Genomic DNA, 16,893 nt, shown 5'->3' with positions numbered 1-16,893 from the left:
CTGAGTATTCTTCCCACAACTAGCACTATCCTCATTGAATACATTATTTACGATTGTGTTCAAAGTCTTGGTTTTGAATAAACCGATTTGTTTTTTCATTTAACGAATTCATAGCGGAGGTAATTTCACCATAAGCTCTTGATTGTTCTTTTAAATTTAAGGCAATGGTTTCGATTGTTTCCGAAACGAAACGAGATGTTTGGGATACATCTTTAAATTTAGAAGTGGTTTGGCTTACGATAGTAGAGCCTTCTTCCACAAACTGCTTTCCCTTCCTGCTCAGTTGGATGGCGTCTTGAGAAGAAGATTTAATCTCTGAAAGAATACTTTGGATTCTAGCGGCTGAGTTTCTGGATTCATCAGCTAATTTCCGAATTTCAGATGCAACGACGGAAAATCCTTTCCCAAATTCACCAGCCCTTGCCGCTTCCACCGCCGCATTTAAGGCCAACATATTTGTTTGGTTTGCCAATTCTCCCACCAAACTCACAATAGTCGAAATATCGCTCGTTTGTTCCCCTAATACTTCAATTTTCTGGGCCATTTGGTCAACAACACGTTCAATTTGGTCTTGCACTAGGTTCATTTTCTCACCCATTTTTTCACCGTCTTGGGCTACATTTAGGGCTACTAATGATTTTTTTGCACCCTCTTGTGCTTCCTCTGCGGTTCTTCTGGAGGATTTTTCTAAAGAAACCATTGTAGTAGTTGTTTGGTTTACAGCAGAAGATTGATCGGAGATCAATTCTTCTAATTCAAGCATATTCTTTCGGAACGTACGCGCCGCTTCCATAAGATCAGCGATTTCGACAGCTTGTAAACCATGAAGCTGAATATCGCTAGACTTATCACCAGCTGCTAATTTTTTTAGAACTTGTGAGGCTTCTGTAATTCGATTGATCAAAGTCTTTGTAGAATAGCGTATAGAAAAAAATCCGATTCCCAATGCAATGATGGTGATCACCAAACTCGTAATAAACTGTATCATAGCGTTCCGAACAATTCTTTCCTGGACAGGAACTAACTCTTTAGCAGACGATCTAACCAATTGGACAATAGAATCTAATGCCTCTGATGAACTTTGAAAAAAAGTACCAAAATTTTCTTTGAATTCCCCTCTCCGGATTTGGTTTTTCAATAATTCTTTATTTCGATAATAATCTGAATAATAAAGGGAATTCATTTTTTTATAATCTTCTGATAGGGCATCAGAATACTCATAAATAGAAAATAAACTATCTATCATCCTTTTTGCATAGAGAGCATGTCCGTCTAAAGTTTCCATTCTACCTAAGATTTCTGCATTGAAGTCCTTACGATTGTAAACTGCAATTGCTAAGTAAGTTCTTTCTCTACCTCCAAATTCTCTTGCCTCCCAAGCAAAGGATTGTAGGCTTTCTAAAGCTTGTATTTCTTTATCTAGATAGGTATGATTTCCTTTTAATAGATTACTCACGGAGCGAGCATCCTCAATCGTTTGAGGGAAAAAGACATGGATATTGTTTACAATGGATTCATCTCTTTGGTTTAGAGGCAAAGAGAGATTTCGGTCAATATCAGTTCGAATCTTATCTAAACGAGTCATGACGTCTTTTAAACGATCTCTGACTATCGGTAAGTCCGTATGATCAATTACATATTGAATTCTCGGATTTCCGAGATCTCTTTGCCTATCTAATAGCTTCCGGAATTCCGAATTCACTGGATCTTGTATGTGCAAAGCCGCTTGAGATACACTACGTTCCAATGAAAGCTCTATTGTCCCAAGCATTAATTCGCTTGTTAGCTGAATGGTATGTAGTGATTTCTTTTGGTCTAAATAGTTGATGAATGAGTTTATTGTAATAAAGGACTCACTGAATATGAGTAAGACTAGCAAAACAGAAAAAAAGAACAAAAAAGAGGATTTTAAACTTTTCCCACGTTTGATTTGTTGATTCGATTCAGCCATTTGAATTACTTCCCGTTTATAATTTACCATTGCACTTAACTTTGCCCTTCCGCCAAACTTTTATAAAGACTTAAGAATTTATCATTTGGAACTAATCCCTCTTCATCCCTCGACAAGTCTGGATGAATTCTTTCTACAAAAAACATATCGATTGATCCCTTATTCTTTGCAGGAACTTTTCCACGGTAATGGCAAAGAAAGAAATCCTTTACCTTATCATATGTATCACGTGATATGTTTACCTTCCCTACTTCACCAGAAGACTCCATTCGACTAGCGGTATTAACAGTATCTCCCCACATATCATAAGCAAATTTTTTATTTCCGATCACACCTGCAACAACTGGTCCAGTATGGATTCCCAGCCTGAGTTCCCAATAAGGCAAACCCTGGTCAATCCTTAGCTTTTTGGTCATATCCATAAATTGTTTGATTTCCATTGCCGCACGAACCAAATCGATGGCATGAGTTCGGTTTGAGATAGGAATGCCACCCGCTGCCATATAGGCATCACCAATTGTTTTTAATTTCTCTACACCGTACATTTCCATTATGGCATCAAATTGAGCAAAACAGAGATCCAATTGCTCTACCAACTCATCTGGACTCATAAACTCAGCAACATCTGTAAATCCCTTAAAATCAGTAAATAGAACAGAAACACTCTCGAAATACTCTGGTTTGTCGAATCCCTGCGACTTCAATCGATCTGCAATTTTTTCTGGTAAAATATTTTTTAAAAGTCTTTCCGACTCCAACAAACTTTTTTCAAGCTCTTGTGCCTTATTCTGTAATTCAATTTGTGTAACCTGAAGTTCTTTATTCTTTTTTACTGTATTTTCATAGATTGATAACAAAACTTGCATTAAATGCATTTTGGATGCATTGATGGTAAAATTTTTACCAGCATATTGAACATCTATGGGCTCTTGGTCTTCCGATTCTATTCCCTTATTATTTAATATTGATTCAATACGATACATCAAAAAGGATTCATCGTACGGCTTTGTTATATAGCCATTTGCACCGCATTCAATACCTCTCATGATATCTTCTGGATCAGACAAGCTCGAACAGAGCACTACTGGTATATGCCGAAAATTTAAATCCTTTTTTACTTTCTGGCAGAACTCATAACCATCCAAAATGGGCATCTCCACATCGGAGATAATAATTGCAGGGTCAAAAGACTGCAATATATTCCAACCTTCTTCCCCATTTCTAGCCCAACGAATTTCAAATCCACGTTGTGTTAATAATTTTTTTAAAATGGTACCTTGTATCGTACTATCTTCTGCAAACAAGATTTTGGAACTCATGTTCGACTTCCTCCCAGTAAAAGTAACCGAGAAGCTATCTTGTCCAAACTCAATACTTCGGTAACAGAACCATTTTCTTTAGCAACTCGAGGCATCCCGTAAACAATCGAAGATGATTCATCTTGTGCGATCGTATAACCACCTTCTTTGTAGATTTGCCCAAGTCCGATTGCACCATCTGCACCCATTCCCGTTAAAAGTACAGCGATACATTTGTCTTTGTATGAGGAGGCGATTGATTGGAATAAATAATCAACAGAAGGTTTATGCCTATGATCTCCTTTATCTGGATCCAAACGAAGGCGTTTCTTTTCAACAAACAAGTGGTAGCCATCAGGAGGGAAATAAATTTCACCTGGATTCAATCCATCTCCATCTTTGGCATACTGAATGGGTATCTGAGTATATGAACGCAACCAGGAAATTAAACTATTTGTAAAACCTTCGCTTATGTGCTGCGCACAGACAATTGGTAAAGCAAAGTTCTTATCTATTTGTGAAAAGATTGTTTGGTAGGCTTGCGGCCCACCAGTAGAAGCTCCAATCGCAACGATCTCGTACTTTTCCAAGTTTGTTTTTATTGAAGTAAAGGGAGTATGCTCCGAGTTTTTTTCTTTAACTTTTTTGTTTTCAGGTTTCCTAGAAAAAACAACGACTCGTTTAAGAATATTGATCTTTCTTTCCAGATCGGAAGTTAGCCATTCTAAATTGCCACCTGCGCGAGGTTTTGGTAAAATATCAATGGCTCCTAAATCTAAAACCTTATAACGGTTGGTTTCATTTTCTTCTTGTACCAAGTCCGAAACGATTAGGATCGGTGTAGGCCTCTCTTCCATAGCTCTTCTTGTGAATTCGAAACCATCCATAACCGGCATATTTAAATCACAAAGTATGACATCTGGATGTTTTGAGTGTAATAAACTTAATCCTTCTTCTCCATTGGTAGCCATACCTACGAGCTCAACGAAATCCAAATGTACAAGCGCCTTTTCGTAGAATTTACGAACAACGGGGTTGTCTTCGATAATTAGTACTTTCGTTTTCATTTTTATTATCCAGCTACAAGCCTTTCCACAGTCTTTAATAGAATTGATTGGTCAAACTGGGATTTAACCAAATAGCTATCGGCACCTAACTCTTTTCCTCTTTCAATATGTTCTTTTGCACCCAGGCTTGTAAGAATGACGATAGGAATTTTTTGGTAGGCTTCATTCTTTTTTAATTCTGAAATAAAACCAAAACCATCCATGACAGGCATTTCAATGTCTGTTAGAATTAAATCCGGAGGAGAGAGTTTGCATTTTTCCAATCCTTCCTGTCCGTTGATGGCGGTAAGCACAGGGTATCCATCGCTCTCAATAATTCTTTGCAATTGAGCTCTTGTGATTAAGCTATCTTCAATGATGAGAATCGTTTTATTCTTTTTGTTGCTGATGGTTTCTTCTTTGATCGATTGAAGATAAGGTTTGCCTTTGAGATCTTGAAAGAAATTAGCAATATTCACTATACAGCAAATTTCACCTGACTCAAGAATCGTTGTTCCACTTAAGTTATGGATTTTGTCTAGTATGCCAATAAAAGGTTTTAATAAAATTTCCTGCTTTTCATATATGTAATCAATTAAGATGCCAATCTTTTCTCCATTATATTCTAAAATAATGCAGGTTTCATATCTTTTGTTCTTTTTGATATTTTCTTTTTTTGTATAGGAAACTGGGAAAAAATCTGAAAAAGAAACAACTCTAACAGGTTCATTGCCAAACCGAATTGTGGGTTTAGATTCAACAAACCTAATCTCCTCTTTTCTCATCACCAAACTTTGTTTTACAAACTCCGTCGGAATACCGTATTTCCAACCATTGACTCCTATGATCAAAACATGGCTCGTACTGAAATTGGTGGGAATTTTAATAGTAAACTTTGTTCCTTTTGATTTGGATGATTCTATTTCAATCGTTCCTTTGAAGCGATCAGCGAAATTTCGGACGATATCCATTCCATATCCTCTGCCACTGATATTCGTAACTTCGCTTCGCGTTGAAAATCCTTGATGGAAAATAATACTAAAGATTTGAGATTCAGACATTTCTTCAATTTCAGATATGTCAAAAATTCCCTTTGCGATCGCCTTTTCTTTAATTGTTTGGAGATCTAGTCCTCTTCCATCATCTTCTATAACTAGATAGATGAAATTTTCTTTTTGATTTCCAGAGATTTTGATTCTTGCTGGAGTGGCTTTCCCCAAACTCTCCCTTTCTTCACGAGTTTCTATTCCGTGATCCAATGAATTTCTTACCAAATGCATCAAAGAATCTTTACATTCTTCTATGATAAGTTTGTCAGCAGTAACATCTCCTCCCTCTAATGTTAGATAAACCTCTTTACCCAGCTCTCGACTGATATCCCTGACAACTCTCGGAAAAATTTCAAAAACACTTGAAAGCGGTAATAACCTAACCTTTTGAACACCCTCTTCAAGTTTGTTGGAAATTAAATCCAACTTAGTGGCATCTTGTTGGCTCTTAACTTTTAGAGAAGTTAACTTCCTTAAGATGGAATCCCAATCGCCCTTTGCCTTTGGATCCATACCAGCAAGTCCACGCCAAAATTTAGAAAATTCTTCCAAGTGTAGCAATAGTTCAGAAATTTCAGCGGATCTTTTTTGAATTCTATTTTTGGCAACAATCAACTCACCTGTATTGCTGAGAAGGATATCCAATTTCTCTGGATCAACCCTCATAGTCTCGATCCGAAAACCTTTTTTTTGAGCTGCTTTGGTCTGTTGTGGCTCTACGAAGGTTTTCTCCTCTGGTTGTTGGCTTTCGGCAGGTGTTTTGGAAACGGGCTTTGCAACTTGGGGCTCATGCTCCAACTTGGCTGGGTTCTGGATACCACCTAATTTTGGCGATGTGGTCTTTTCATTGCCAGAGGGTAAGGATTCTTTTCCTAATAATATCTCTACAGTTTTTTTGATATCAACCTTTGCTTTTTCTCCCGTAACTGCCTGGTTCACCAAGAGTTTGAGCTGGTCCAAAACATAAAATATGCGATCATTGTCTTCTAATTTATGCTCACTATAACCTTTGCTAATTTTACTTAGGTATTCTTCCAGAACGTGAGTGATGGATTCTATTTCCTTCAATCCTAATATACCGGCTGAGCCCTTTAGGCTATGTGCCTCACGAAAAATAGATTTAAATCCTTCCGACGATGTTGGACTCTGTTCTAAGTCTAGAATACCAGATTCAATTTTTTGAATATGCTCTAGGCTGTCCGATTCAAAGATTTCGCGGATTTCATCATCTTCGATCTTCATAATTTGCTTCGCTTACGTCATCCTTCCATCGATCAACACTTGCATTTCAACAGCTGCATCATTGACTTGAGAAATCCCTTGTTTAATTTGGCTAACTCCTATCGCGGTTTCCTCCGATCCCTTGGTTAGCGAATCCATTGCCTGTACGATTTCATTGACTGCAATGGATTGTTGTCTGATGTTTAAAGATATTTGCTCTACAGATTGGAAAACTGTGTCGATGGCAGAGCGGATTCCATCGAATGAATCCTCTACTTTCAATCCTAGCTGAACGGACTTCTCAACTTTTTTGTTTCCTTCTTCTGCAGCTAGAACCGAACTATCTGTGGATTTCTTAATTTGTAATAGAATTTCTTGGATCTTTTCAGCGCTTGTATTGGATTCATCTGCGAGTTTTCTGATCTCAACGGCAACCACCGCAAAGCCTTTTCCATATTCACCAGCACGTGCGGCTTCAACGGCTGCATTGAGCGCTAACATATTTGTTTGTACCGCAATATCTGAAACTAAATTTATGATGTCTCCGATTTGGTTGTTCTTTTCCGAAAGATTCGAAATCTGAACGCTGATGCTTTCCATGTTTAGTTTTAGATCTTGCATAGATTCAACCATTTGGATAACTAAATCGGCACCTTCATTGGCTTTGGTCTGAGCTTCTTGAGATTTTTCTGAGACAGTTGAAGTTTGCTCGGCGTTGTGACGCGAAGTAGCCCCCAATTCATCCATCGTAGTACTCGTTTGATTTACAGAGGCGGATTGCATTTGCGCAGTTTTTTCTTGCTGCTCTATCGTTGTCGCTATTTCTCGAGTGGAAGAAGATAACATCCCTATTACTTTTGCAATGGGTCGTGTGATCCATTGTGCTAAGGGAATTGTAAGAATAGAAATCAGAAGAATAAGACCCATAAAAATGAATAGTATATTTGTTCGAAGTTCTTTAAGAGGAAGTAAGGCCGCGTCAGAGTGAAACTCGGAAATTAAAGCAAATCGTATTCCATAAATCGTAAGTGGCGAGTATGCCGTATATACTTCTGTTCCACGGTAATTATTTTCTAAAGTAATCCCCATAGCTCCATCCAAAGCTTTTTGTACTGAAATAGCATTGGATTTTTTTTGGAGAACAAAACTTTCTTCTGGATAACGATGGTCAGTCGTTCGAAAAAAGTGATCACTACCAATCAAATATACTGCAGAAGAATCAACTAAGTAGTTATCCTTCATCAGCAAATTCAAATCTTCCATAGAAATCTGAACCGCTAGAACGCCTATCATACGCTTATCTTTAAATATCGGAGTTGCAAAAAAGGAAGCAGGACCATGGTTCGAAGGAGGATAAGTCTGGAAATCGACAAAACTGACTATCCCATTTGCACCCTGATTTTTTGAATCTTGGAAGACTCTCGATAAATTCGATTCTCTGTATAAACCAGTAAGTAAATTTGTGCCAAAGTCATCTTCTTTAAAAACAGAATAAATGATATTTCCTTGTAAATCGATCAAGAAGAGATCGTAAAAAGATTTTGTACGAGTGTAGTTTTGAAAGTAGGAATGGAAATTTTGATGCGCTTTTGTATAGAATGTCCCGTCGTTCGCATCAATTAATTCATCTTTTTTGCCTCTTGGAAACGGGTTTTTGTCTACATACGATTCCCGAATTTTTTGGAATCCAAATTTATTTTCACGAACTCCTTTTTCAAAAGCAAGGAATGCATCTTTTACATCGGAAGTACTTGAAAAAATTTGAATGTCCTTATTCTTTTCTTCAAAATATCTCAAGGCTTGCTCTTTCTTAGTTTTGCCTATAGCTTCCACTTGGTTTTCTACTTCTTTTTGAATTGCACTTGAGGCAAACAAAGTAAATATTATAGTGATTGTAGCTGTTATAAAGAATGTGATCCCAATCACAAAGATCATCAATCGCGTCTTTAAACTGTATCTTTCGAGAATTTCTTTTATCATTATAATGCCGACTTTGCCTTAGTAAAAATAGATTCGAGACTTAATTGATTTAGATGTCCACCTTCCTGTTCAGGGAAGGATGCCTCAATGAAGGAACCGGAAAGAGTTTCCAAATTGAATTTAGAATTGTGACTATTCATGATTTTCTCCGATGTTCGTCGGTTAACAATATCCAGAAGTTCATCGACTAAAATGCCAATTGGAAAGGTTTCATCTTTGACTAAAATTACTTTACCTTCTGCGAAAGAATACTTTCTAGGTTTACCCATTAATGCGGCAAGGGATAAAACCGGGATCACTTCTCCGCGAAGATTCATACAACCATGTAATTCTGGTTTTGCGCCAGGTATTGGAGTGATTTGACCAGGTTCGGCAAACTCCAAAATTTGTTCTACAGGCAGGCAGAACTTTTCATTTACAGATTCCAAAACAACCAAGGAGACAAAAGAACTGCTTTCCGATTCGGTCTCAATTCTCTCATAAGCATTTTTTCGCCTTAGCAAGGTTTCTTTATCGATATCTGTATATAATGAAGTAGTCACCTCAAACCAATGTAATTTTTCTTTGGTGTTTGAAGCAGATGACTCAGTTTGCGTCTCAATCGATATCTTAAGCAAAGACTCAGTATCTAAGAGTGTAATGACATGTTCATTATAGACCATTTCCATCCGCACCAAATGATAGTTTGATGAAGGATCATTTGCATTTGATAGAGAGTCCAATTCAGAAATTTCTAATACTTCTTGGATGGGGATGGCAATGTGATTTTGCAGAAGCAAAAGATTGTCCTGGGCCGAATACGGAGCCGCTTGTTCGCCCCAATAGTAGCGTAAATCAAACGCATACACCAAATTTCCACGTAGAGGGAAAGTAGCAAAAAAGCCCGGACCTCCCAAAAAACTAGGATTGAAGGGCACGATAGATAGGATCTCTTTCACTATCTTTGCTTCAATGGCAAAACGCCTATCATGGATTCGGAAGAGAATCCATTGAGAATCTATAGCGTTTCGTTGAAAAATGCTTCCCATTCCTGCTTCCATCCTTTGGTGCTTTTCCAAATATCGACGATTTGTGGGTCATTCTTGATTAGGACCTGGGCTCTTGACTGATAGGTTTTGGCCTGTGATCTTTCCCCCATTTCCCAATAAAGAGACGAAAGCTCATAGTAAGCTTCTAGGTGCTCTGGATCCATATAAATAAGTTCTTTCCATTTTTGGATTTGTTCCATATAACGATCTGCAGATTCTATCAAAACCACCTCTTCTTCGTAGCTTTTTTCCATTCTTTCGCCATCAAACTCGAATTTGGTTGGAATTTTAGTATCTTCTTCTTTGGGCTTAGGTCTTTTCTCCCCTTCCATAGCCATATCCGAGTTTTCTATTTCGGTAGCAGGAAGGGACAGGTAATAACTAGTTTTTTTGGGAATATGGAAAATGCGAAAGTATGGAGGAACAAGGGAACTCAATTCTGAATGACCCGTCAGTAATATTCCCCCTGGAACCAAAGCCTTTTGGAAATTTTCAAGGATTTGGGACTTTTGACTCTCTGTGACATAAATCAAGACATTTCGACAAACAATCATGTGTTGGTAATCGTTTGGTTTCTCCAGCAAATTCCTTACTTCAAATCGGACAAGATTTCGGATTTCTGGGCTTACCTCCACCTTTCCTGAAGACATATCCAAAAAGCGAAGAAAAGAGTTGGGAAGATCGGCTCGCACGGAATATTTTTCGTAACGACCTAATTTTGCCCATTCGATTGATTTGGATTGGATATCCGTCCCAAAGACTTCAAAGGAAAATGTGGGAAAGCGAGATAATTTTAGATTTTGCAATAGAATAGCAAGCGTATACACCTCTTCCCCTCTGGAACAACCAGCACTCCATACTTTAAAGTGTTTTTTCGGATAACTGGCGATTTGTGGAACGACCACATCTTCGATGATTGTATCCAATTGCTCTGGATCGCGGTAGAAGTAGGTTTCTGAAATATTGAGAAAGTGATAAATTTTTTGCAAAAAGGACTGCAATGCAGAGGAAACTTTAGGTAGATCTTTTGATTCCCAATCGAAACGTGTTATCTCTTCTAAGTACGAGGACAAGTCTGATTGGGGATGGGAACCTAAAAATGTTTCCCATTTCTCATTGTGCTGAGAAGCCAAACCGCTATATCTTTCCAGAAAGGCTCGGAGTGAATTAGAATACTCTAAGATAGAAAAATTCACGTACCCTTCCCGTAGGGATTGTTCCTACATTTCCATCTCGTTATTTATTGTTTGGTGAAACGAGTCAATTCCTTTCATTTATGCAAATGTATGAAATGGAAGGGCGAGGAAGGAATTCCTTCCCTTTCAAAAAAGAACTTTGTTTTGAATGCCTCGGCAAACTGGAATTTGTTGTGCATCAGTAGAACTTCATTTCTTTGTTATATGCTTTGCCATTGCTTAAATGCCTATACCCTCACAGGAACGCCCGTCTTTTTTACAATTTAATTCATATTCATCGATGGAGAGTCGGCATAATGATCCTGATGATCTCGAAAGTATGGGTGGCACAAAATCAAATGAAGCAATGCTACGAGAATAGCACCAGGCAAAAGGTTACTCGCGACAATCGAATTCCATTGCTCTGCAAAGACAATCTGCGTCTTACCGAGAAAATTTGAGGCATTTGGTTTGCTAATCAAATATAACAAAAGCATGGAGGTATGTAAAGAGGTTAGAGTCACATGTAGGATATATTCAGCCGAGCTTAATCCTCCAAAGCGAACACGCGCACCTTTCTCTACCCACATATCGATAATTTGAATACCGAGATCAGCTATGGCAACTAGGAGTACTATACCGAATAACCAACCTTGAATATCAAAAAGAAACAATCCAACCAATTGAAATGGAAAAAGAAAGGCTCGTAGAGTATGCAAAAGATGCTCAAAGATTGTCTCTCTATATTTGTATAATTTATACTTCCACAAATGAAGATAAATACCATCCACGAAGGCCAAGCACGAAAACAATATGAGAAATACTAGACTCAAATTTACAATTGTCATTCCTAACTCCTTATGTGCATATATGCACTTAAATACACATATATAAATGAAAGAACCTATGTCAATTTTAAAAACGAAAAAAGGTGGACTCGCTGGATTTGGTTCTCAAGCTAATCGTAGATGACTTCTCGAAGCAAATCCAATTCTGAAAAACGTAGAGATCTAGCGATTGACTCCTTAAATCAGGTCTTGGATTCAAAATTTCTGACAGCTCTCTCAGAACCTAGCCGCGTTGAAGTTTTGAAACAAGTCATCCGCCATGGAAAGGCTGACATCTCTGAGCTAAGCGAAGGGATGAACCTAGATCGCTCGGTCATCTCAAGGCATTTAGGAATTTTACAAGAAGTGGGCATTCTCATTCGAGAAAAGCAAGGAAAGCATGTTTTTTATCAATTGGATCCTAGCCGCGCAGTAGAAAGATTCAAAATGATAGTAAACCATTTAGAGGAGATGGTAGCAATCTGCTGCCCACCACCTGACCCAAGTAAAATCAGTTCGAAACGATAAGCCAGTCCCTCATTCTTATTTTCCTCTTCATGATACAGTACCATAACATGATCCCGAACAATTCTCTCTCTCAAGGATGAGCGTTTCTGGGTAATCACTGGAACAGTTTGGTTAGATTGTGCGAAAGCCAACGGATCTGATTCGGAGTCTACAACTTTAGGTTCGATAATTTTTTTGATAGAAACGATTCCTATATTCAATCAAGGTATGATTATGAGCTTTTTTGAAGATCTTCATTCTATGAATCTTGTGGGAAAACAATACCAAGCTGGGGAGGCCATTCTTACCTCTGGCGAATCTACAGACATTGGTGTTGGTTTAGTTCTCAAAGGTCGCGTGAGAAATGTTCCAAATTTTGATGGTGTCAAATCCGCACAGGAATTTTATGAAAAAGGAATGTTCTTTGGTCTGGCGGGATTAATTTCCAAAAGTAGGCTCATGACTTTCCAAGCGGATATAGATGGAACATATGTTTTGTTTTTAACGGAAGACGTCTTCCAAAAGAGTTTGCTTTCCGATGAGAAATTTCTGGCTCAGGTTTTACAATCAAGTTTACAAAAACTAGAAGCCATTCCAAGTTCTGATTTGGTCTATCCTGATCGACCCGTAGATTTTAATGAACTATTTGGTGAGGGATCAGAAAATCAGTTTAAAGCCATTCGGGAAAGAAACTTAGCAATCAGTAATTACATTTATAAATTACGCAACCGAACAGCCTATGCAAATGAAAGTATCTTTCAAGATGACAATCTAGATGACTCGGATATCTATATGTTGATAGAAGGTACTGTGTTACAATATGTCCGAGATAGTGAAAATCCAAACCAAGAACACCAAGTCATAGCTTTGCAACCAGGTGCCCTTTTTGGTTTTTTAAGAAAAGCAGGAAATAAAGGGCACTATCTAAGTGCACGGGCCGGAAGCGAAGGCGCAAAACTAATCCATCTTGACTCAGATCTATTGATGAAGGTCACTAAATTGGATGTGAAACTAGCCTGGTCTATTTTTTTAAATTTCGTATTAACAGTAGCCGTCATCGAAAAAACGATGCTCAAAAGATAAAAAAAGGATACTTAATTCTAAAGGTCTTTGGTATAAAGATCGCCATCGTCTCCAAGCATTGTTGTAAAAGTTAGGCTGGTTTGTATGGGCGGAAGGATATCGGATGCTCTAACAGATAAGTGATCTCTTCTATTTTCTAAGGGACCAACTATCTTTCGTTTTATTCGCACTTCTTATGTTTTTAATACATCAATTAAACCTTTACTCGTTTTTCAAATATTAGACATAAAAGCATAGCCTTACTTGAAAAATGTTTCCTTCCTAGATATATTCACTGCCTTTATTTTGATTTTATATGTAAATTGATTCGCCATTTTACGGAATGGTTTCCAATAAAGGACACTGTCTTGTTGATAGTTGGCAATCCATCTCATTCGCAAAAAAAATCGTGTTAATAGTTGGATTCAAAATATTATGTGCAAAATATTTAGTCCAAATTAAACTGAAGTAAAATGAGAGATAGGCGCTCTCATTCTACAGGGTAACCCAGATGCAAATGAAACATATTTTAGCAATCTTAATCCTCAGTACGTTTCACTGCGCGAGCAAACAATTTGTCAATGCTGCCTCAAAAGGAAAGTTGGAAAGAATGAAACTTTTACTTGTTGATAAGCCTGACATTGACTATAAAATTTCGCATAACCAAACAGCCTTGATTTTGGCAGCAAAAAATGGCTACAAAAGCGTTGTTCAATTTCTTATTTCGCAAAATGCCAATCTAGACATCCAGGATCAATCTGGCAATACTGCACTTCATTATGCATGTTTGGAAGAATATCATGAGATCGTAGAATTACTTGTCCAAAAGAATGCAAATTTAAATTTAAAAAATAACAACGGTTCCTCCCCACTACATATTGCTAGCTTTAGTGGAAATTTAAAAATTGTCGAGCTATTGCTCTCAAAAAAAGCGAATCCGAATTTGGCGAATGATAAAATGAATACTCCTCTGATAATCGCAGTTAAAAGAGGGTTTTTGCCCATAGTGGTCAGACTGATCAACGCAAATGCGAACTTGAATACATTTAACCTAGAAAATGAATCTCCACTTTTTATATCTGTAGAGACTGCACGATTTGATATTTTCCAAACGCTTTTGAATGCTGGAGCAGATCCAACATTGAAAAATAATCTTGAGCAGAATGTCGTCGTTTATCTACTTTTTTATGGTGAGGTTGACATGTTAAAATATCTAGCTTCGTATTTAGGAAATCAGAAAAAATGATGCCTAATATCAAATCCTTAAGCATCGATAAAATTTTTTTTATGCTAATTATCATATTCCTTAACACCAAGTGTGCTCAGTATGCAGTTAGAGGTGCAATCCCTCTAGGTAGCATCAAGACTCTGAAACACAATTTATCAAAGGACATTGATATCAACCACCAAGATGCAAATGGCATAACGATTTTAATGCTAGCTACAATGCACGTACGTGTTGATATGCTAACCGAGATTTTAAAATACAAACCTGATCTGGAAAAAGTCAACGAGTCAGGTGAGACAGCACTTTTTATAGCAGCATGTTTCGGTCGCGACGAAATACTTAAAATCTTATTGGCGGAAAAAGCAAATGTGGAAGCAAAAAATTATGAAGAAATCTCGCCCTTGTATTGTGCTGCCTTAAATAATCACTCTAAAACAGTTAGATTACTTGCGGATAATGGAGCAGACATCAATGCGAAAGATAAATTTGGTATCACTCCACTTATGGCTGCGGCTGACAATGGAAAATTATTGGCTGTTCGTGAATTGATATCTTTGGGGGCAGATAAGAATAGAAAGAGTAATTTTGAATGGACCGCACTCACCCTTGCGATAGATAGAGAACAAGAAGAAATAATTTCTGAACTAGTGAAGGGAAAGGCAGATTTGGAAATTCGAGATAAATTTGGAAGAACACCATGGATTGACGCCGTGAAAAAGGGCAATCTGAACATACTAAAAATTCTAATTGAAGGCAAAGCAAATATAAATGTAGTCACCTATTCCAGACAAACTTCGATTTTTTCCGCAATTGCTAAAAATAGGCTTAATGTAATTAAGTTTTTATTTTCTCTAGGAATATCATTGGAAGAAAAAGATAGCTTTGGAAGAACCCCTCTTCTATATTCATGTGAAATGAACTTTGAAGAAATTGCTGAATTCTTTATACTGCAAAAGGTAAACCTAAATACCGGCGATCGTTTCAACCATACACCATTGATGATTGCAGTCCAAAAAGGAAATCAAAAAATTGTAGAGCTATTGATTGCTTCCAAAGCAAATGTGAACGCTAAAACGACTTATAATATGAATGCGCTCTCATTCGCAAAAAAAAATAAGCACGAAAAGATAATTTCCTTGTTGAAAACTGCTGGAGCACAAGAAATTAAAGAGAATCCTGTGGACCAGCCTCTCATAAGGATGCATAATTAAAAAAGTCTTATTTGACAGATTGAAAAGGCGGTCAAGCTATGAAACTATTAAAACTGATTCTCATTACATTCTTCATTAACTGTGCATCTACACCTTCCTTAAAATTGCCCAGTGAAGCAAAAGTAGTCGGACAAGGTGGCTTGTTTCTTCGAGAAGATTGCTCACAGACTTTCCCAAAAATTACATTGATTCCTCAATTTGAAAAAGTGACCCTCATCGGTGAAGGACCTTACGATTTGATAAGTGGTATATCCGATAGATGGTACAAAGCGCGCTACAAAGATAAAGTAGGATGTCTCTATGGCGGTTATTTAAACAAAAATTATCAAAATGTTCCTACTTCTGCTATGTTGAAGCTAGATCAAGTGATACAATCATACAAAGAGAAAAACCACAACAAAGCCTTGACTTATGCAAATGAAGCTTTGGAAATAGCGCCGGATTATGGTGAAGCATATAATTGGCGCGGTCGCATTCATTACAAATTAGGTAAATACGAACAGTGCATCTCAGATTATTCAAATGCCCTTCGCTCGCTTACAAATAGTATAATGTACAACAATCGGGGTATTTGTAAATCGGCTTTGAATGATTACATTGGTGCAAAAAAAGATCTAGATACAGCTCTTAAATTAGGTGGCGATTCAGACGCAACTACACTGTCTAATACTTGCTATGTGTATGGAATGTTGTCTGATAAAAAAGCTATTGATTTCTGCAATAGGGCTATCGAAACTTCACCTAATAATCCTTACCCTTATTACGAGCGATCCAATCTACGCCGTAAACTAGGATTGATACAAGCTGCAGACGAAGATTTAGAAACGTATACAAAACTAAAAAAGACTGGAGAATGGGATTACTGAAATAAACCAAGTTTTCACAGTTCTGCTATGTGATAATGCATTTCAATGCTATTACTAATCTTTGCATTGGCAATACATTAGGACCATGTATACCCTTCGAGGGGCGTACTTTAAAATAATTTGTCCAGTCTGAAAATTCCCATTGAAATTTTTGGATATAAATTGGCGTAAACTATTTTAACACATCAAAACTAACCACAATTTTTTTCGGAATGAAATAGATTGCCTACAAACAAAAAAGCCCCACGTGTTAAGTGAGGCTTTCCTTCATCAACCAGCGAACTGGCATTTTTCTTTAGTTGTTTCCAACCATTCATTTACAACAGACAACACAGAAACAGTCTGGGGGACTGTTTCTAGACGACGAAGGTTGAAAACCGAGGCATGCTTTCGGAACGAAAGCCAACTATATTCATTTACAATATACAACGTAGCGTGACAGAC

Annotated in this window: 13 protein-coding genes; 5 read left to right on the top strand and 8 right to left on the bottom strand. The window is 37.5% G+C overall.

Translation table 11 applies throughout. The features are described 5' to 3' along the window. Positions 1–43: 43 nt before the first annotated feature. The 8 genes from DI060_RS00065 to DI060_RS00030 form a co-directional block, all read right to left on the bottom strand. Positions 44–1,951, bottom strand: coding sequence for a methyl-accepting chemotaxis protein (locus tag DI060_RS00065; protein ID WP_167836856.1), 1,908 nt, complete (start codon positions 1,949–1,951; stop codon positions 44–46). 35 nt (positions 1,952–1,986) lie between these two features. Next, a complete protein-coding gene (locus tag DI060_RS00060) occupies positions 1,987–3,270 on the bottom strand; it encodes an adenylate/guanylate cyclase domain-containing protein (protein WP_108972397.1) in 1,284 nt (427 codons plus the stop codon). Then, positions 3,267–4,316: a chemotaxis-specific protein-glutamate methyltransferase CheB gene (gene cheB, locus DI060_RS00055; RefSeq protein ID WP_108972395.1), complete on the bottom strand. Its 1,050-nt coding sequence runs from the start codon at positions 4,314–4,316 to the stop codon at positions 3,267–3,269. Before cheB ends, DI060_RS00060 begins: the two co-directional genes overlap by 4 nt. Positions 4,317–4,321: 5 nt before the next feature. Next, entirely contained in the window at positions 4,322–6,586 is a 2,265-nt protein-coding gene (locus tag DI060_RS00050; RefSeq protein ID WP_108972393.1) for a hybrid sensor histidine kinase/response regulator, read from the bottom strand. A 12-nt stretch (positions 6,587–6,598) separates the two neighbouring features. Then, on the bottom strand, positions 6,599–8,545 hold the full coding sequence (locus DI060_RS00045; RefSeq protein WP_108972391.1) for a methyl-accepting chemotaxis protein: 1,947 nt from the start codon (positions 8,543–8,545) through the stop codon (positions 6,599–6,601). Then, positions 8,545–9,573, bottom strand: coding sequence for a chemotaxis protein CheW (locus tag DI060_RS00040; protein WP_167836855.1), 1,029 nt, complete (start codon positions 9,571–9,573; stop codon positions 8,545–8,547). Before DI060_RS00040 ends, DI060_RS00045 begins: the two co-directional genes overlap by 1 nt. Beyond that, a complete protein-coding gene (locus tag DI060_RS00035) occupies positions 9,543–10,769 on the bottom strand; it encodes a CheR family methyltransferase (protein ID WP_108972386.1) in 1,227 nt (408 codons plus the stop codon). The genes DI060_RS00040 and DI060_RS00035 overlap by 31 nt, the downstream gene beginning before the upstream one ends. A 263-nt stretch (positions 10,770–11,032) precedes the next feature. Beyond that, on the bottom strand, positions 11,033–11,596 hold the full coding sequence (locus tag DI060_RS00030) for a hypothetical protein (RefSeq protein ID WP_108972384.1): 564 nt from the start codon (positions 11,594–11,596) through the stop codon (positions 11,033–11,035). Positions 11,597–11,716: 120 nt separating this feature from the next. Between DI060_RS00030 and DI060_RS00025 the strand changes: the two genes are divergently transcribed. The 5 genes from DI060_RS00025 (at position 11,717) to DI060_RS00005 (ending at position 16,449) form a co-directional block, all read left to right on the top strand. Further along, complete coding sequence (locus DI060_RS00025) at positions 11,717–12,103, top strand: ArsR/SmtB family transcription factor (protein ID WP_108972382.1); 387 nt, start codon at positions 11,717–11,719, stop codon at positions 12,101–12,103. Between the two features lie 213 nt (positions 12,104–12,316). Beyond that, entirely contained in the window at positions 12,317–13,165 is an 849-nt protein-coding gene (locus DI060_RS00020) for a cyclic nucleotide-binding domain-containing protein (protein ID WP_167836854.1), read from the top strand. 496 nt (positions 13,166–13,661) lie between these two features. Continuing rightward, positions 13,662–14,390: an ankyrin repeat domain-containing protein gene (locus DI060_RS00015; RefSeq protein WP_167836853.1), complete on the top strand. Its 729-nt coding sequence runs from the start codon at positions 13,662–13,664 to the stop codon at positions 14,388–14,390. Further along, positions 14,390–15,583 carry an ankyrin repeat domain-containing protein gene (locus DI060_RS00010; protein ID WP_167836852.1) on the top strand — a complete coding sequence of 398 codons (1,194 nt, stop codon included), beginning with the start codon at positions 14,390–14,392 and terminating at the stop codon, positions 15,581–15,583. Before DI060_RS00015 ends, DI060_RS00010 begins: the two co-directional genes overlap by 1 nt. A gap of 38 nt (positions 15,584–15,621) precedes the next feature. Then, complete coding sequence (locus DI060_RS00005) at positions 15,622–16,449, top strand: tetratricopeptide repeat protein (RefSeq protein ID WP_108972373.1); 828 nt, start codon at positions 15,622–15,624, stop codon at positions 16,447–16,449. Positions 16,450–16,893: the final 444 nt, after the last annotated feature.

This window comes from Leptospira ryugenii, from assembly GCF_003114855.1.
Taxonomy (GTDB): Bacteria; Spirochaetota; Leptospiria; order Leptospirales; family Leptospiraceae; genus Leptospira_A; species Leptospira_A ryugenii.
This window is presented reverse-complemented; position numbering and strand designations above follow the sequence as displayed.